At 62.4% G+C, this 13,233-nt stretch carries 13 protein-coding genes; 5 read left to right on the top strand and 8 right to left on the bottom strand.

Annotated elements, in window-relative coordinates; all coding sequences use genetic code 11:
• Nucleotides 1–29: 29 nt before the first annotated feature.
• From HDG33_RS06015 to HDG33_RS05995, 5 genes are all read right to left on the bottom strand, one after another.
• A complete protein-coding gene (locus tag HDG33_RS06015) occupies nt 30–1,118 on the bottom strand; it encodes an alcohol dehydrogenase catalytic domain-containing protein (protein ID WP_184023044.1) in 1,089 nt (362 codons plus the stop codon).
• A gap of 40 nt (nt 1,119–1,158) precedes the next feature.
• A complete protein-coding gene (locus tag HDG33_RS06010) occupies nt 1,159–2,166 on the bottom strand; it encodes an ABC transporter permease (protein ID WP_184023043.1) in 1,008 nt (335 codons plus the stop codon).
• Complete coding sequence (locus HDG33_RS06005) at nt 2,153–3,673, bottom strand: sugar ABC transporter ATP-binding protein (RefSeq protein WP_184023042.1); 1,521 nt, start codon at nt 3,671–3,673, stop codon at nt 2,153–2,155. The genes HDG33_RS06010 and HDG33_RS06005 overlap by 14 nt, the downstream gene beginning before the upstream one ends.
• Nucleotides 3,674–3,735: 62 nt before the next feature.
• Nucleotides 3,736–4,689, bottom strand: coding sequence for a substrate-binding domain-containing protein (locus tag HDG33_RS06000; RefSeq protein WP_184023041.1), 954 nt, complete (start codon nt 4,687–4,689; stop codon nt 3,736–3,738).
• Between the two features lie 111 nt (nt 4,690–4,800).
• A complete protein-coding gene (locus tag HDG33_RS05995) occupies nt 4,801–5,778 on the bottom strand; it encodes an AraC family transcriptional regulator (protein ID WP_184023040.1) in 978 nt (325 codons plus the stop codon).
• A 378-nt stretch (nt 5,779–6,156) separates the two neighbouring features.
• Here HDG33_RS05995 and dalD point away from each other — a divergent pair, with 378 nt between their 5' ends.
• From dalD to HDG33_RS05980, 3 genes are all read left to right on the top strand, one after another.
• A complete protein-coding gene (gene dalD / locus HDG33_RS05990) occupies nt 6,157–7,578 on the top strand; it encodes a D-arabinitol 4-dehydrogenase (RefSeq protein ID WP_184023039.1) in 1,422 nt (473 codons plus the stop codon).
• A gap of 67 nt (nt 7,579–7,645) precedes the next feature.
• Nucleotides 7,646–9,127 carry a xylulokinase gene (gene xylB / locus HDG33_RS05985; RefSeq protein WP_184023038.1) on the top strand — a complete coding sequence of 494 codons (1,482 nt, stop codon included), beginning with the start codon at nt 7,646–7,648 and terminating at the stop codon, nt 9,125–9,127.
• Between the two features lie 77 nt (nt 9,128–9,204).
• The gene (locus tag HDG33_RS05980; protein ID WP_184023037.1) at nt 9,205–10,152 is read left to right on the top strand and encodes a sugar-binding transcriptional regulator; all 948 of its coding nucleotides are present in this window, start codon (nt 9,205–9,207) and stop codon (nt 10,150–10,152) included.
• A gap of 122 nt (nt 10,153–10,274) precedes the next feature.
• On the opposite strand, the gene HDG33_RS05975 is transcribed toward HDG33_RS05980, so the two are convergent.
• From HDG33_RS05975 to HDG33_RS05965, 3 genes are read right to left on the bottom strand one after another with little or no spacing between them, the layout of a single operon-like run.
• Nucleotides 10,275–10,511: a contact-dependent growth inhibition system immunity protein gene (locus tag HDG33_RS05975; RefSeq protein ID WP_184023036.1), complete on the bottom strand. Its 237-nt coding sequence runs from the start codon at nt 10,509–10,511 to the stop codon at nt 10,275–10,277.
• Nucleotides 10,512–10,532: 21 nt separating this feature from the next.
• Nucleotides 10,533–10,943, bottom strand: a complete 411-nt coding sequence (locus tag HDG33_RS05970) for a hypothetical protein (RefSeq protein WP_143037119.1) — start codon at nt 10,941–10,943, stop codon at nt 10,533–10,535.
• 15 nt (nt 10,944–10,958) lie between these two features.
• Nucleotides 10,959–11,789 (bottom strand): RNase A-like domain-containing protein, encoded by an 831-nt coding sequence (locus tag HDG33_RS05965; RefSeq protein WP_184023035.1) that lies wholly within the window; start codon nt 11,787–11,789, stop codon nt 10,959–10,961.
• A 294-nt stretch (nt 11,790–12,083) separates the two neighbouring features.
• Here HDG33_RS05965 and HDG33_RS05960 point away from each other — a divergent pair, with 294 nt between their 5' ends.
• Both HDG33_RS05960 and HDG33_RS05955 read left to right on the top strand, forming a co-directional pair.
• The gene (locus HDG33_RS05960; RefSeq protein WP_184023034.1) at nt 12,084–12,917 is read left to right on the top strand and encodes an RNase A-like domain-containing protein; all 834 of its coding nucleotides are present in this window, start codon (nt 12,084–12,086) and stop codon (nt 12,915–12,917) included.
• Nucleotides 12,918–12,926: 9 nt separating this feature from the next.
• The gene (locus HDG33_RS05955) at nt 12,927–13,214 is read left to right on the top strand and encodes a contact-dependent growth inhibition system immunity protein (RefSeq protein WP_184023033.1); all 288 of its coding nucleotides are present in this window, start codon (nt 12,927–12,929) and stop codon (nt 13,212–13,214) included.
• The last annotated feature ends 19 nt before the right edge of the window (nt 13,215–13,233 follow it).

Here is a 13,233-nt window from a genome sequence, read left to right as displayed (position 1 = left end):
AGTCTCCGTTGAAACGCCGTGCCCCAGATTCACGCGCGCGGCTTCATCAGCACTTTGATGGAATCGAGCGAGTTCGCGATCCTGATCGCTTCGTCCCATTCTTCCAACGAAAAGCCGTGCGTGACGATGCCCTTCGACGTGACGAGTCCGCGCGCGAGCAGATCGATCGCGATCGGATAGCAATAGGGCCCAAGATGCGCGCCGCGCACGTCGAGTTCCTTGCGATCGCCGATCACCGACCAGTCGAGCGTCGTATCCGCGCCGAACACCGAGAATTCGACGAAGCGCCCGAGCTTGCGGATCAGGTCCATCCCCTGATTCACCCCAATCGGCGCACCCGTCGTTTCGATATAGACGTCGCAGCCGTAGCCGTCCGTCAGTGAATGGATGATCGCGAGCGCGTCGTCCTTCCGGGGATTGATCGTCACGTCCGCGCCATATTCGCGCGCGAGTGCGAGCCGTTCTTCGACCAGATCGATCACGACGAGCTGCTTCGGCGTCTTCAGATGCGCGACCTGCGTCATCATCAGACCGAGCGGCCCCGCGCCCGCGATCACGACCACGTCGTCGAGTTGCAGATCGCCGCGATTGACCGTGTGAATCGCACACGCGAGCGGCTCGATGATCGCGGCGTCTTCGAGCGAGATGCCGTCGGGAATCTTGTGGACGATCGCGGTCGGCGGAATGCGCATGTACTCGGCCATGCCACCGTCCGCGACTTCGCGCTGAAAGCCGAAGATGTTGTGCACTTCGCACATCCAGTACTGGCCGGACTTGCAATAGCGGCACTTGCCGCACGGTACGATCTGCTCGGCGATCACGCGCTCGCCCTTCTGCACGCCGAAATGCTCGGCCGCGCCTTCGCCCAGTTCCTCGACATAGCCGAAGAACTCGTGGCCCGGAATCACCGGCGCCTTGACCCACGGGCTCGGGCCGCCCCAGAACATCTTCGCGCCCGAATGGCATTTGCAGTCGCTCGCGCAGATACCGCACGCGGCGATCCGGATCACGAGTTCGTGCGCGCGCGCGCGTGGTTTCTGAACCTGCTCGACGCGATAGTCTTTCGGTGCATGACAGACGATGGCGGTCATGTTCTGCTGGTCGGATTGAGTCGTCATTGCATGGTCCTGCGAAAAGAGGGATGTGGGGAAGACAGCGTTACTTTCTGCGCTCGCGGCTGATATAGATCGCGAGCAGAATGATTCCGCCCTTGATCACGTTCTGCACGTACGGATTCACGCCGACCATGTTCAGGCCGTTATTCAGGACGCCGAGTAACAGCGCGCCGATCAGCGTGCCGATGATCGAGCCGCGTCCACCGGAGATCGACGTGCCGCCCATCACGACGGCGGCGATCGCGTCGAGTTCGAAACCGACGCCCGCGTTCGGCTGGCCGCTCATCAGGCGCGCGGTCAGCACGATCGCGGCGAACGCGGACGTCAAACCCGCGATCGTGTAGACGATCAGCTTCACGCGCGCCACACGCACGCCGGACAATCGCGTCGCCTGCTCGTTACCGCCGATCGCATACACATAGCGGCCAAACGGCATCCGTTCGAGCAGCACCCACGCGATCAGATAGATCACCGCCATGATCACGACCGGTGCCTGGACGCCGAGAATCTTGCCGCTGCCGAAGAAGCTGACCCAGTCGGGCAGACCGTCGATCGGGTAGCCGCCCGTGTAGATCAGTGCGAGGCCGCGCGCGATACCCATCGTCGCGAGTGTGACGATGATCGGCGGCATGCCGGCGAACGCGACGAAAAAGCCGTTGGCCGCGCCGAAGCCGAGACCGACCGCGAGGCCGACCGCAAGCGCGGCCACCCCATTCATGCCGGCGACCATCAGCCCGGCCGACAGCGTGCCCGAGAGCGCCATCACCGAGCCGACCGACAGATCGATGCCGCCCGTCAGGATCACGCAGGTCATGCCGACCGCGATGATCGCGTTGATCGACACCTGGCGCAGCACGTTCTCGATGTTCGCGGCCGACAGAAAGCTGTCGCTCGCGAACACCATCACGATGCAGACGACCAGCAGGCCGATGAACGGATAGAACAGCGTCGAGCGCTTCAGCGCGGCCCACGTGAAGCGCACCGGCGCGCCCGGCGTGTCGCTGTTGACACTCGATGTTTTCGGCGAAGAGAAAGGATTAGGCATGTTCATGAGAGGCTCCGAGCGAACCGGCGGTCGCATAGGTCATCACGGCATTCGATTCGATCGCGTCGCCTTCGAGCAGCGCTTCGATGCGGCCCTGCCGGAATACGGCGACGCGGTCGCACATGCCGACGATCTCCGGCAACTCGGACGAGATCATGATGATCGAGTAGCCGCGCGCGGTCAGTTCGCGCATCAGCAGATAGATTTCGGCCTTCGCGCCGACGTCGATGCCGCGTGTCGGTTCGTCGAAGATCAGGATGTTGGTGTGGTGATTGAGCCAGCGCGCGATCACGACCTTCTGCTGATTGCCGCCCGACAGCGTCGCGACTTCAGTGTGCATGGTTGGGGCCTTCACGCCGACGCGCTTCATGATGTCGGCGGTCGCGCGCGCTTCGCTACGTTGGTCGATGAAGAAACGTAGCGACCGGTACTTGCCGAGGTTGTTGATCGAGATGTTCTGCTTGATCGAGAACTCGGTAATGAGCCCTTCGGTCTTGCGGCTCTCGGGCAGAATGCCGACGCCCGCGCGCAGCGCATCGGCCGGATCGGCGAGCTTCGCGGCCGCGCCGTTGACGCGAATGTCCTTCGCGTACGCACGGTCCGCGCCGATCACCGCGAGCGCGGTCTCGGTGCGCCCCGAACCGACGAGTCCCGCGAAGCCGAGAATCTCGCCCTCGCGCAGCGTGAAGCTCAGCTCGGGGCTGTCTTTGAACAGCTGCAAGCGCGCGACGTCGAGCACGACCTTCGCGTCGGCGCGCGGCGGCGGCTTCGGCGGAAAACTGCTTTCGATGCGGCGTCCCACCATCATCTGCACGAGCCGGCTCACGTCGGATTGCGCGACCTCGGTCGTGCCGACGTACTGGCCGTCGCGCAGCACCGTGATGCGGTCGCACACCTCGAAAATCTCTTCGAGGTGGTGCGAGATGAAGATCATCGCGACGCCCTGCTGCTTCAGCTCGCGCATGATCGTGAACAGATGCGCGGCCTCGGCGGGCGTCAGCGTCGCGGTCGGTTCGTCGAGAATCAGCACGCGCGCATCGAGCGACAACGCCTTGCCGATTTCGACGAACTGCTGCTGCGCTACCGACAGTTCCCGGATCGGCACCGACAGATCGATCGCTACGCCAAGCCGCTCAAAAATCCGCGCCGCCGCGCGCCGCATTCTGCCGCGTTCGAGCAGACCGAAGCGATTGCGCAATTCACGGCCGAGAAACATGTTCTCCACCGCGTTCAGATACGGAATCAGGCTGAACTCCTGAAACACGATAGCGACGCCCGCGGCCACCGCGTCGTGATAGTTCGCGAAGTGGCGTTGCTCGCCGTCGAGCGTGATCGTGCCTTCGTCCGGCTGGTAGATACCGCACAGAATCTTCATCAGCGTCGACTTGCCCGCGCCGTTCTCGCCGAGCAGCGCGTGAATCTCGCCGCGCGCGATCTCGAGGTGAATGCCTTGCAGCGCCTTCACGCCGGGAAAGCTCTTGCTGATGTTGTCGAGCTTCAGAATCGTGTCCATCGCATGTTCCTGTGCCGCGCGCCGCCGCGCATGATCCGCACGCGCGGCGGCCTGCGCTTGCGTTACCAGCTGAAGCCCTTGGCGTTGCTCTTGTCGATCATCTTCACGTCGACCGGAATCGCTTTCGGCACATTGGCGCCCCACTTCTTCGCGAGCGCGATGCCGAGCGCGATGCGCACCTGGTCGGCCGGGAATTGCGCAGACGTCTCGACGAATTTCGAATTCGGCTTCTGGATCGCGGCGATCGCTTCCGGTGCGCCGTCGACGCTCGTCAGCTTGATGTCCTTGCCCGACGATTCGATCGCCGACAGCGCGCCCATCGAGCCGCCGTCGTTCACGCTGAACACGCCCTTCAGATTCGGATGCGCCTGGATCATGTTCTCGGTGACGGACAACGCGGTCGCGCGTTCCTGCTTGCCGTTCTGCGTATCGACGAGCTTCACGCCCGGCGACTTCGCGAGCGCCGCCTTGCAGCCGCGCACGCGTTCGAGAATCGGCACGACCGGAATGCCGTCGAGAATCGCCACTTCGCCGCTGCCGCCGATCGACTTCGCGAGGTAGTCGCACGCCATCACACCCGCGTCGTAGTTCTTCGAGCCGACGAACGAATCGACCGGACCGTTCGCGTTCGCATCGACCGCGACCACGACGACGCCCGCCTTCTTCGCCGACGTGACCGCCGACTGGATGCCGGTCGAGTCGGTCGGATTGACGAGCAGGATGTCGATCTTCTTTTGCAGCATGTCTTCGACGTCGCTGACCTGCTTGCTGACGTCGTGATGCGCGTCGGTGACGACGACCGTCGCGCCAGTCGACGCGGCCGCGTCGTTCAGCGCTTTCTGCATCGTCACGAAGTACGGGTTGTTCAGTTCCTGGAACGTCATGCCGATTTTCAGCGGCGCGGCCTGCGCGGTCTGCGCTGCCGACACAGCGACTAGCGACAAACCGAACGCGAGCGCGGCGACGCGGCGCGCGAACATCATCGAAGGGTTGAGCGAAAGAGTAGACGGCTTCATGGTTGTCTCCATTTTTTGAAGTGAGCACGCCCCCTCGCGCTGTGGGCGCACAGCGCGATCGATGCGTGTTGAAACGCGAGTGGAATAAAGTGGTGAACTACCGGGCGGGCACTATGTGACCGGGTACGCGACGCCGCTACGCGGCAAGCCCGGCGCGAGCACGATCGCCGGCGCGTTGTCGATGCCCCTGCCATGCGCGGCCGCTTGCTCGGAAGCATCGCGGCTCGCATCGTTCAGTTGCTGATAACGGCGAAACGTCGACGGCGCCATGCCCTTCATCGCTAGAAACTGCCGGTTGAAATTCGACAGGTTGTTGAAGCCCGCCTTGAAGCAGATGTCGGTCACGCTCAGTTCGTCATCGGTCAGCAACTGGCACGCGAGATTGATGCGCATGCGGTTCACGTACTGCACGAACGGCAGCCCGGTATGGCGGCGGAAATATCGCGAAAACGCGCTGACGCTCTGGCCGGCGAGTTGCGCAAGCTCCGACTCGCGCAACTCGTTCGCGAGGTTCTTGCCGATATACGCGAGCACGTGGTTGATGCGGGTCGCCGCGAAGCTGGTCGGATCGGCCTGATAAGCGGGACTCGCGAGCGTGTCGCGATCCGGCGCGTTGATCAGGATCTCGAGCATCGACATGAACAGCACGAGCCGGCGCAGCCCGCGCGCCGCGAGCAGTTCGAGAAAGAGCGGCTTGATCTGCGCGGATGTCTCCAGACCGAACGACAGGCCGCGACGCGCATCGGCTAGCAGCGCCTCGACCTGACGCCACTCCGGAAAACTCTCGAGACAGTTCGATACGAACTCCTGGCCGAATTGCACGACCAGATTGCGCTGCGCGACGCTCTCGCCTTCGGGCACGTCGCTGACCCAGTTGTGCGGCAGGTTCGGCCCCATCAGCACGAGGTTGCCGGGCGCGAAGCTGCCGATGTGATCGCCGACGAACATCTTGCCGGTCGTCGCGACGATCAGATGGATTTCGTACTCCGGATGAAAGTGCCAGCGCACCGTGCGATACGGATAGCCATGCGACCACACTTTGAACGATTCGTCGTGGCGTACGGCCACGATTTCGAGATCAGGTTGCACTGTCTGCCTCCATGAAGCGGCGCGCGGGAGGCGCCGCCGATCTTGATCTTGTAAAGCGAAAAGTAACCGCCAAACGCGTTGGCGACCACTTTAAAAGAAACCGCGGACCGATACTTTTTTGTATTCGGGTTAGCCCCGACGCGTGCGCGGTCAAATTTGATGCAATGCAATAGGAGTGGCGCGACCCGTTTTCTCGCCTCGGGCGCTCCTCGCTCCCGCCGGCGCATCGCCCATGCCGCGCTGCGCCATCAAAAGCCCGCCCCCTTGCCTTGACTTTCGTTTCTCCGGGTACGATCATTCGCTCACATACAGAGCAAATGCTCTGCACGCACAGAACGCGCGCCGCGAGCGCCGCGGACAAGTTTTTGGAGACACAACATGAACAGCGGGCAAGGCAGCGGCGCGGCCGCACACGTGATCCTGCACATCGGCGCGGGATCGTTTCATCGCGCGCATCAGGCGTGGTATCTGCACCGGCTGAACGAGGCGAGCACGGCCGGCGAGCCGCGCTGGTCGCTGAGCGTGGGCAATATCCGCGGCGACATGAACCCGGTGCTCGAAGCGCTCGCCGCGCAGAACGGCGTCTACACGCTCGAAACCGTCACGCCGCAAGGCGAGCGCGCCTACGAGACGATCCGCTCGATCGAGCGCGTGCTGCCGTGGAGCGAAAGCCTCGACGGACTGATCGAAGCGGGCGCCGATCCGGCTTGCAAGATCATCGCGTTCACCGTGACCGAAGGCGGCTATTACCTCGACGAACACGACCGGCTCGACACCGCGAATGCCGATCTCGCCGCCGACCTCGCCGGCGGCCACACGACGATCTACGGCGCGCTCGCGGCGATTCTCGACGCGCGCGTGAAGCGCGGCGCGGGACCCGTCACGCTGCAGACCTGCGACAACCTGCGCAGCAACGGCGAGCGCTTTCATGCGGGCATGAGCGAGTTTCTCGAACGACGCGGCGCGAACGAACTCGCGCAATGGTTCGACGACAACACGTCATGCCCGTGTTCGATGGTCGATCGCATCACGCCGCGTCCGACGCCCGACGTGCGCGAGCGCGTGAAGGCCGCGACCGGCGTCGACGACGCGAGTCCGGTGATGGGCGAGGCGTTCATCCAGTGGGTGATCGAAGACCGCTTCATCGCGGGACGGCCGGCCTGGGAGAAGGTCGGCGCGGAACTCGTCGATTCGGTGCTGCCGTACGAGGAAGCGAAGATCCGCATTCTCAACGCGACGCATAGCTGCATCGCGTGGGCGGGCACGCTGGTCGGCCTGAACTACATCCACGAAGGCACGCTCGATGCCGACATCCGCCAGATCGCGTACGACTACGTGACCGAGGACGTGATCCCGTGTCTGACACCGAGTCCGCTCGATCTCGAACGCTATCGCGACGTCGTGCTCGAGCGCTTCAGCAACCCGCATATCCTCGACACGAACCAGCGCGTCGCCGCCGATGGCTTCTCGAAGTTGCCCGGCTTCATCGCGCCGACACTCGCCGAATGCTTCGAGCGCGGCGTCACGCCGGCGGCGAGCGCGATGCTGCCCGCGTTGTTCTTCCGCTTTCTGGAACGCTGGCACACGGGCAAGCTGCCCTACGCGTATCAGGACGGCGTGATGGAAGAGCGCGTCGCGCACGCCTTTTTCACGGCGCCCGATCCGCTGCGCGCGTTCGCGGCCGACCGGCTGCTGTGGGGCGGCATGGCGCAGACGCCCGAGCTCGAAGCGGCGCTCGCGGGCGCGCTCGCGCGGGTCGACGCATGGCTCGCCGAACGCGGCGCGACTAGCCAGGCTTAATGCGCATGACAGCGCGCGCGATGAACCGCTAAAGTAGCGCATCCCCAACGACGAAGGTTTCGCTCCCATGTACCTAGGCATCGACCTCGGCACGTCCGAAGTGAAAGTTCTGCTGCTCGCCTCCGACGGCCGCGTGATCGGCACCGCAGGCTCGCCGTTCACCGTTTCGCGTCCGCACCAGCGCTGGGCCGAGCAGAATCCCGAAGACTGGTGGGCCGGCACGCGCACGGCGCTCGCCGCGTTGCGCGCGCGTCATCCCGACGAATTTGCGCAGATTCGCGGCATCGGCCTGTCGGGGCAGATGCACGGCGCGGTGCTGCTCGACGCGGAAAACCGCGTGCTGCGGCCCGCGATCCTGTGGAACGACATGCGCAGCGACAAGGAGTGCGCGGAGCTGACCGAGCGCGCGCCGGAACTGCACAGCGTCGCCGGCAATCTGGCGATGCCCGGTTTCACGGCGCCGAAGCTGCTGTGGGTCGCGCGTCACGAGCCGGAGATTTTCGCGAGGACTGCCTGCGTGCTGCTGCCGAAAGACTATCTGCGCCTGCAACTGACGGGCGGCAAGGTGTCCGATCCATCGGACGCGGCCGGCACATTGTGGCTCGACGTCGCGAAACGCGATTGGTCCGATTCGCTGCTCGCTGCCTGCAACATGACGCGCGCGCAGATGCCGGCGCTGCGCGAAGGCAGCGCGCCGGCCGGCACGCTGCTGCCGGAACTCGCGCGCGAATTCGGCCTGCGCGACGACGTGATCGTCGCGGCCGGCGGCGGCGACAACGCGACCAGCGCGATCGGCATCGGCGCGACGCAACCGGGCGACGGCTTCGTGTCGTTGGGCACCTCGGGCGTGCTGTGCGTGGTCGGCGACAGCTTCCGCCCGAACCCGGCCTCCGCCGTGCACGCGTTCTGTCATGCGATCCCGGACCGCTGGCATCAGATGAGCGTGGTGCTGTCGGCGGCGAGCTGTTTGCGCTGGGTCTGCAAGCTGACGTCGACCGACGAGCCGACGCTGCTCGCCGAAATCGAGGCGCTGCCCGCCGAGGCCTTGCCCACCGCGCCGCTCTTTTTGCCGTATCTGTCGGGCGAGCGCACGCCGCACAATGACCCCTATGCGCAAGGCGTATTCTTCGGCATGACTCACGCAACCGACCGCGCGCTGCTCGGCTACGCGGTGCTCGAAGGCGTGACGCTCGCGCTGACCGACGGCCTCGACGCGCTGCGCGCGGCCGGCACCGAGGCGAAGGTGTTGTCGCTGCTCGGCGGCGGCGCACGCAGCGACTACTGGGCCCAGTTGCTCGCCGATGCGCTCGACACCGTCACCGTCAAGCACGGCGGCGGCGAAACCGGCGCGGCGCTCGGCGCGGCGCGTCTCGGCTGGCTCGCCGCCGGTGGCGAGCCAGCCACCGTGCTGACCAAGCCGCCTGTCGAAAAGGAGTTCACGCCGAATCCGCGCCGCCACGCGCAGTTGCGCACGCGGCTCGAAGCGTATCGCGCGCTGTATCGCCACGTACGGCCGCTGTTCGATCCCGCGCGCGCACCGCTCGCCTGAGCGTCAACCGCGGCCGGCCCGCGCGACAGACGCGCCGCCGGCCGCTATCATCGGCGCACTTCAACCGAAACCTCATCGTGCCCAGGTCCACAGAAAAACTCGATCTCGCCACACGCGCCGCGTGGCTTTATTACGTCGCGGGCAATACCCAGAACGAAATTGCCGAGAAGCTGCAGGTATCGCGGCCGGTCGCGCAGCGGCTCGTCGCGTTCGCGGTCGAAAAGAACCTGATCCGCGTGCGGGTCGATCACAAGCTCGCTGATTGCCTGTCGCTCGCCGATCAGCTGTCGAAGCGCTATGGCCTCAGCATGTGCGAGATCGTGCCGATCGACGGCGATACCTCCGAGGAAGTCGACCGTAAGCTCGCGGTGGCCGGCGCGCAGGTGATGGAGCGCTATCTGAGCGAGGAAAAGCCGATGGTCGTCGCGGTCAGCAGCGGCCGCACGCTGAAGGCCGCGGTCGATCAGATCGCGCAGCTAGACCGTCCGCAGCATCGGCTGGTATCGATGGTCGGCGCGATCGCGCAGGACGGCTCCTCGAACCGCTACGACGTCGCGCTGCACATTTCCGAAAAGACCGGGGGCAAGCATTTTCTGCTGCCCGCGCCGCTGCTCGCCGACAGCGAGGCCGAGCGCGCGCAGTGGTGCAATCACCGTCTGTACCGGATCGTCGAATCGCTGTCGGCGCAGGCCGATGTCGCGTTCGTCGGCATCGGCAACATTGGGATGACCTGTCCGTTGCACGAGGACGGCTTCATCACGGAAGGCGAGGTGAACGAGTTGATGCACAACGGCGCGGTCGCCGAAATGCTCGGCCTGCCGATCGATGCGGCCGGCGCGCACGTCGAATCGCCGACCGGCCGACGCGTGACGAGCATCGCGCTCGACACGCCGCCACGCCGGCCGACCATCGGCTTCGCGGGCGGGCTGCGTAAGCGCGAGGCGCTGATCGCGGTGCTCAAGGGGGGGTGGTTGTCGGGGCTCGTGACCGATGAGTTGTGTGCACGGGCGGCGTTGGAGGCGTGAAACGGTGCCCGCAGAAGAAGCGGGCGCGATCGGTGTAGACGCGCCGTAAGTTGGCGTAGCCGAGAGTCTTACTCGCTCGGGATCTGCTTCAACTCCATAAGAAGCGAGGCGGTCGTGTGACCTCACAGGTCTGGCGAACAATCTTGGCCGTAAGCCTCCTCAAATGCCTCGTCCAGGTCTGGATGTTCGCCCTTGAATCGCTCTATCTCGGACAGCATCCTTTCATGCGCGTCCACAGGCGTCCCCTGTTTGTAGCATTCAACGACCTCCGCGAGTGTGTCTCCTGAAAGGTCGTAATCCTGATTGAGGTAGGCTCCGAAGAAATGACCAAGCTCTGGATAAGTTGACTGGTTTTTCATGACTTAACTGAAGACGTCAAATTAATCTTCATCTTCAAGCCAGATACAGAAATATCGCCCATCCCCACTACTTATCACAATACCTGAGTCAAAGGTCGAGCCCGTAAGACCATTCCACGAATCCGATGACGGTGATTCCTTGTTTGAAAAATACCTACTTTCTTTTGATTCATTTTCAGAAATTATTTTTTCAGCAAGCTCTTCCGCTTTACTCCTGCCCATGCATTCACAATCATAAGCCTGCCCTTTCCATAGCAGGTTCGTGAGAATAGCAATGGCCCCGGCTCTATCATGGCGCACAAGCATCGCCTCATCTTGAGTCAGGCCGAATTTGGACAGTACCAGGGACAGGTCATTTGAATAGTCCAGTACATTGGAAATTCTAACCATCGTTGGGCCTCTCGCCGCGAGGATATCCGCGATTAAACTCATTTTCATTTCCCTAAATTAGGCATCCAGATAAGCGGTGAGAATATAGTATGGCATTCCATTGTATGCCTGATGTCGAAGAATAACAGTGACCTTGCTCGAACTTATCAATTTTTCTGATTTTTTAAACAAGGTGTAGCCAACATTTTTCCCGACATCTTTCTTTAAAGCCAAATCTCGTGATGGTGAAGCAACCCACGACTTTAGCGCAATGGCGTTCGCCTGCATCGTCTCCGAGATGGCCCATTCCGCCGCAGCAATATTCGCAAATGACGAGACCCGATCTCGCCACGGTTCCTTCAACAATCTCTCTGACAATTGTGCCTCAGTGCGCCCCACATGTTTCAGCAGCGTGTGCCCGCCAATCCCGCTGCCCGCCTTCGCTTCGTGCATCATCAAGTTGATCCGGCCCAATGTGATCTCGGACGCCCGCACCGCCTTGATCGATCCCGCCACGCCTGCCGACACTGCGATATCGAGCGACAGGCCGATATTGTTGGCCATGTCGGGGCTGGCCTTCATAGTTTCGGCCAGCTTTGCCGTACCGCGTTGGATCAGCGTGGAGGAATCTCGCCCGGTCCAAACCTGTCGCAGACCTGCTGCTGCGGTATCCGAGCCATGCACGCCAAACACAATGCACCCGGCCTTGCTTGCCATCGTCGGCTCTGGCAGCACGCATAACGCACCCGCGCCGACCATTTCCAATACTCCGCCGACAAGCTGCAAACCGCCCCATAAACGGTTCGAAAGCATCTCAGTCTGGCTAATCGACTGACGAACCAGAACGGCCGCCATTTGCGGGGCGCTCAGTACGACGCGGACGCCGTCTGACTCATTCACCTGTGACATGCGAAAGTCCTCTTCTTTTTTCTCGGGCTTTCACATTAACCGGTGGATTCACTGTCCGGCTATGGGCGAAGGATGATTCGGAGAGAAGGGGAAAGCCTGGTGTAGCGGCCCGCTGTAGTGATGCAGGACAGGATATGACCGGAAAATCGCGGCGTGCGTGATGTTGCGCCTAGTCCCGCCCGATGCACAACAGGTCCGTGCATCGAGCTACGGAAAATTCGGAGTCTTCCGAATCTTGAGAGACGGTCCGCACGGCAGCATCGGAACCCCATAAAAACATCAGAGGGGTTCGATATGCCCGGTGCAGATAATGCCGACGGAGTGAAGGTTGTACTGAGCGCTCCGCAACTCGCGGCCGTGCTATCCCGCCAGTCGATCAGCCAGACCGAGATGCTTTCCAACCGGCTTTGGGGCGGGTTACAGCTCGTCGGCGGCGTGCTGGAAATGGTCGGTGCGGGTGCGCTGTGCGTTTTGCCCGACCCGACGATGGCGAGCAAAGCCGGGTGTGTCGTGTTCGGGGTACATGGCTCCGACTCGGCGGCGGCTGGCTTGCGGCAGGTCTGGACTGGTCAGGATACGGCCACGCTGACCCAGCAGGGCACGACGAAACTCGCTGAAGCGATGAAGGCGAGCCCCGACATGGCGAACAATATCGGCCTGTCGCTCGATATCGCCGTGCCATTCGGCTTTGCCGGCTCGATCAAGGCGGCACGCGCTGCGCGCGTCACGATGGGCCGGATCAACCTGGACATGCATGAGGCGAAGGCGGGCAGCCGGATCGGTGGACATACGCTCTTGAAACATGTCGGACGGACCGAAGCGCAGTTGCGGGAAAGATTGGTAAATGAGCCGAAGCGGAAAATCGTGTCGTCGTTCACAAGCCGCGGGACTGCGGAATGGGCTATATCGGAAGTTATGTCTTCAAACGTAGGTAGAATCCGCACGTGGGCGCAGAATCCGACGCGAGATTTTACTCTCACACTGATTAAGCACGTCGCGGGTGACGTTGGATATGGGATATCGAGGGCAACAGGAAAGCTAACGACGATGAACAGGGTAACAGTCTTTCTAAAGTACGAACCCTATAATGGCATGTCATATTACGTGCTTACCGCTTACATTGACTGAAGGGAAACGATGTCGCCCGAACGCTACCCGGCGATGCGCCGCATATTTCACGTGTATTTTGGTCAGGATTTTGACCTGTTTGGCGAAACCATTGCCGAAATCGTGGCTTGTTACAAGAAGGACAGTCCCCACACATATTCGGATTTGATTCGTGAAATCAATTCGTTCATGGATGAGCACTCGACCGATCTGGATTCTGCGTTTGAAACAGGCTATGGAGCGGGTTTTGATCCGACACTGTGGGGACACACCACCGAGTCTTTTCTTAATGAACTTAAGCGTCTCATGAGCGAGTAACCTCGTTTTCCCCGAACCG

Source organism: Paraburkholderia sp. Cpub6, assembly GCF_014201065.1.
Lineage (GTDB): Bacteria > Pseudomonadota > Gammaproteobacteria > Burkholderiales > Burkholderiaceae > Paraburkholderia > Paraburkholderia tuberum.
Note: the sequence above shows the minus strand (reverse complement) of the source record. Positions and strands in the feature narration are given on the sequence as shown.

Bases quoted from the DNA above. Each gene is read 5' to 3' on its own strand.
- HDG33_RS05955 (WP_184023033.1), top strand. From the start codon at position 12,927: ATGTCGCCCGAACGCTACCCGGCGATGCGCCGCATATTTCACGTGTAT.
- xylB (WP_184023038.1), top strand. From the start codon at position 7,646: ATGTACCTAGGCATCGACCTCGGCACGTCCGAAGTGAAAGTTCTGCTG.
- HDG33_RS06015 (WP_184023044.1), bottom strand. From the start codon at position 1,118: ATGACGACTCAATCCGACCAGCAGAACATGACCGCCATCGTCTGTCAT.
- HDG33_RS06010 (WP_184023043.1), bottom strand. From the start codon at position 2,166: ATGAACATGCCTAATCCTTTCTCTTCGCCGAAAACATCGAGTGTCAAC.
- HDG33_RS06005 (WP_184023042.1), bottom strand. From the start codon at position 3,673: ATGGACACGATTCTGAAGCTCGACAACATCAGCAAGAGCTTTCCCGGC.
- HDG33_RS06000 (WP_184023041.1), bottom strand. From the start codon at position 4,689: ATGAAGCCGTCTACTCTTTCGCTCAACCCTTCGATGATGTTCGCGCGC.
- HDG33_RS05975 (WP_184023036.1), bottom strand. From the start codon at position 10,511: ATGAAAAACCAGTCAACTTATCCAGAGCTTGGTCATTTCTTCGGAGCC.
- HDG33_RS05965 (WP_184023035.1), bottom strand. From the start codon at position 11,789: ATGTCACAGGTGAATGAGTCAGACGGCGTCCGCGTCGTACTGAGCGCC.
- dalD (WP_184023039.1), top strand. From the start codon at position 6,157: ATGAACAGCGGGCAAGGCAGCGGCGCGGCCGCACACGTGATCCTGCAC.
- HDG33_RS05960 (WP_184023034.1), top strand. From the start codon at position 12,084: ATGCCCGGTGCAGATAATGCCGACGGAGTGAAGGTTGTACTGAGCGCT.
- HDG33_RS05970 (WP_143037119.1), bottom strand. From the start codon at position 10,943: ATGAGTTTAATCGCGGATATCCTCGCGGCGAGAGGCCCAACGATGGTT.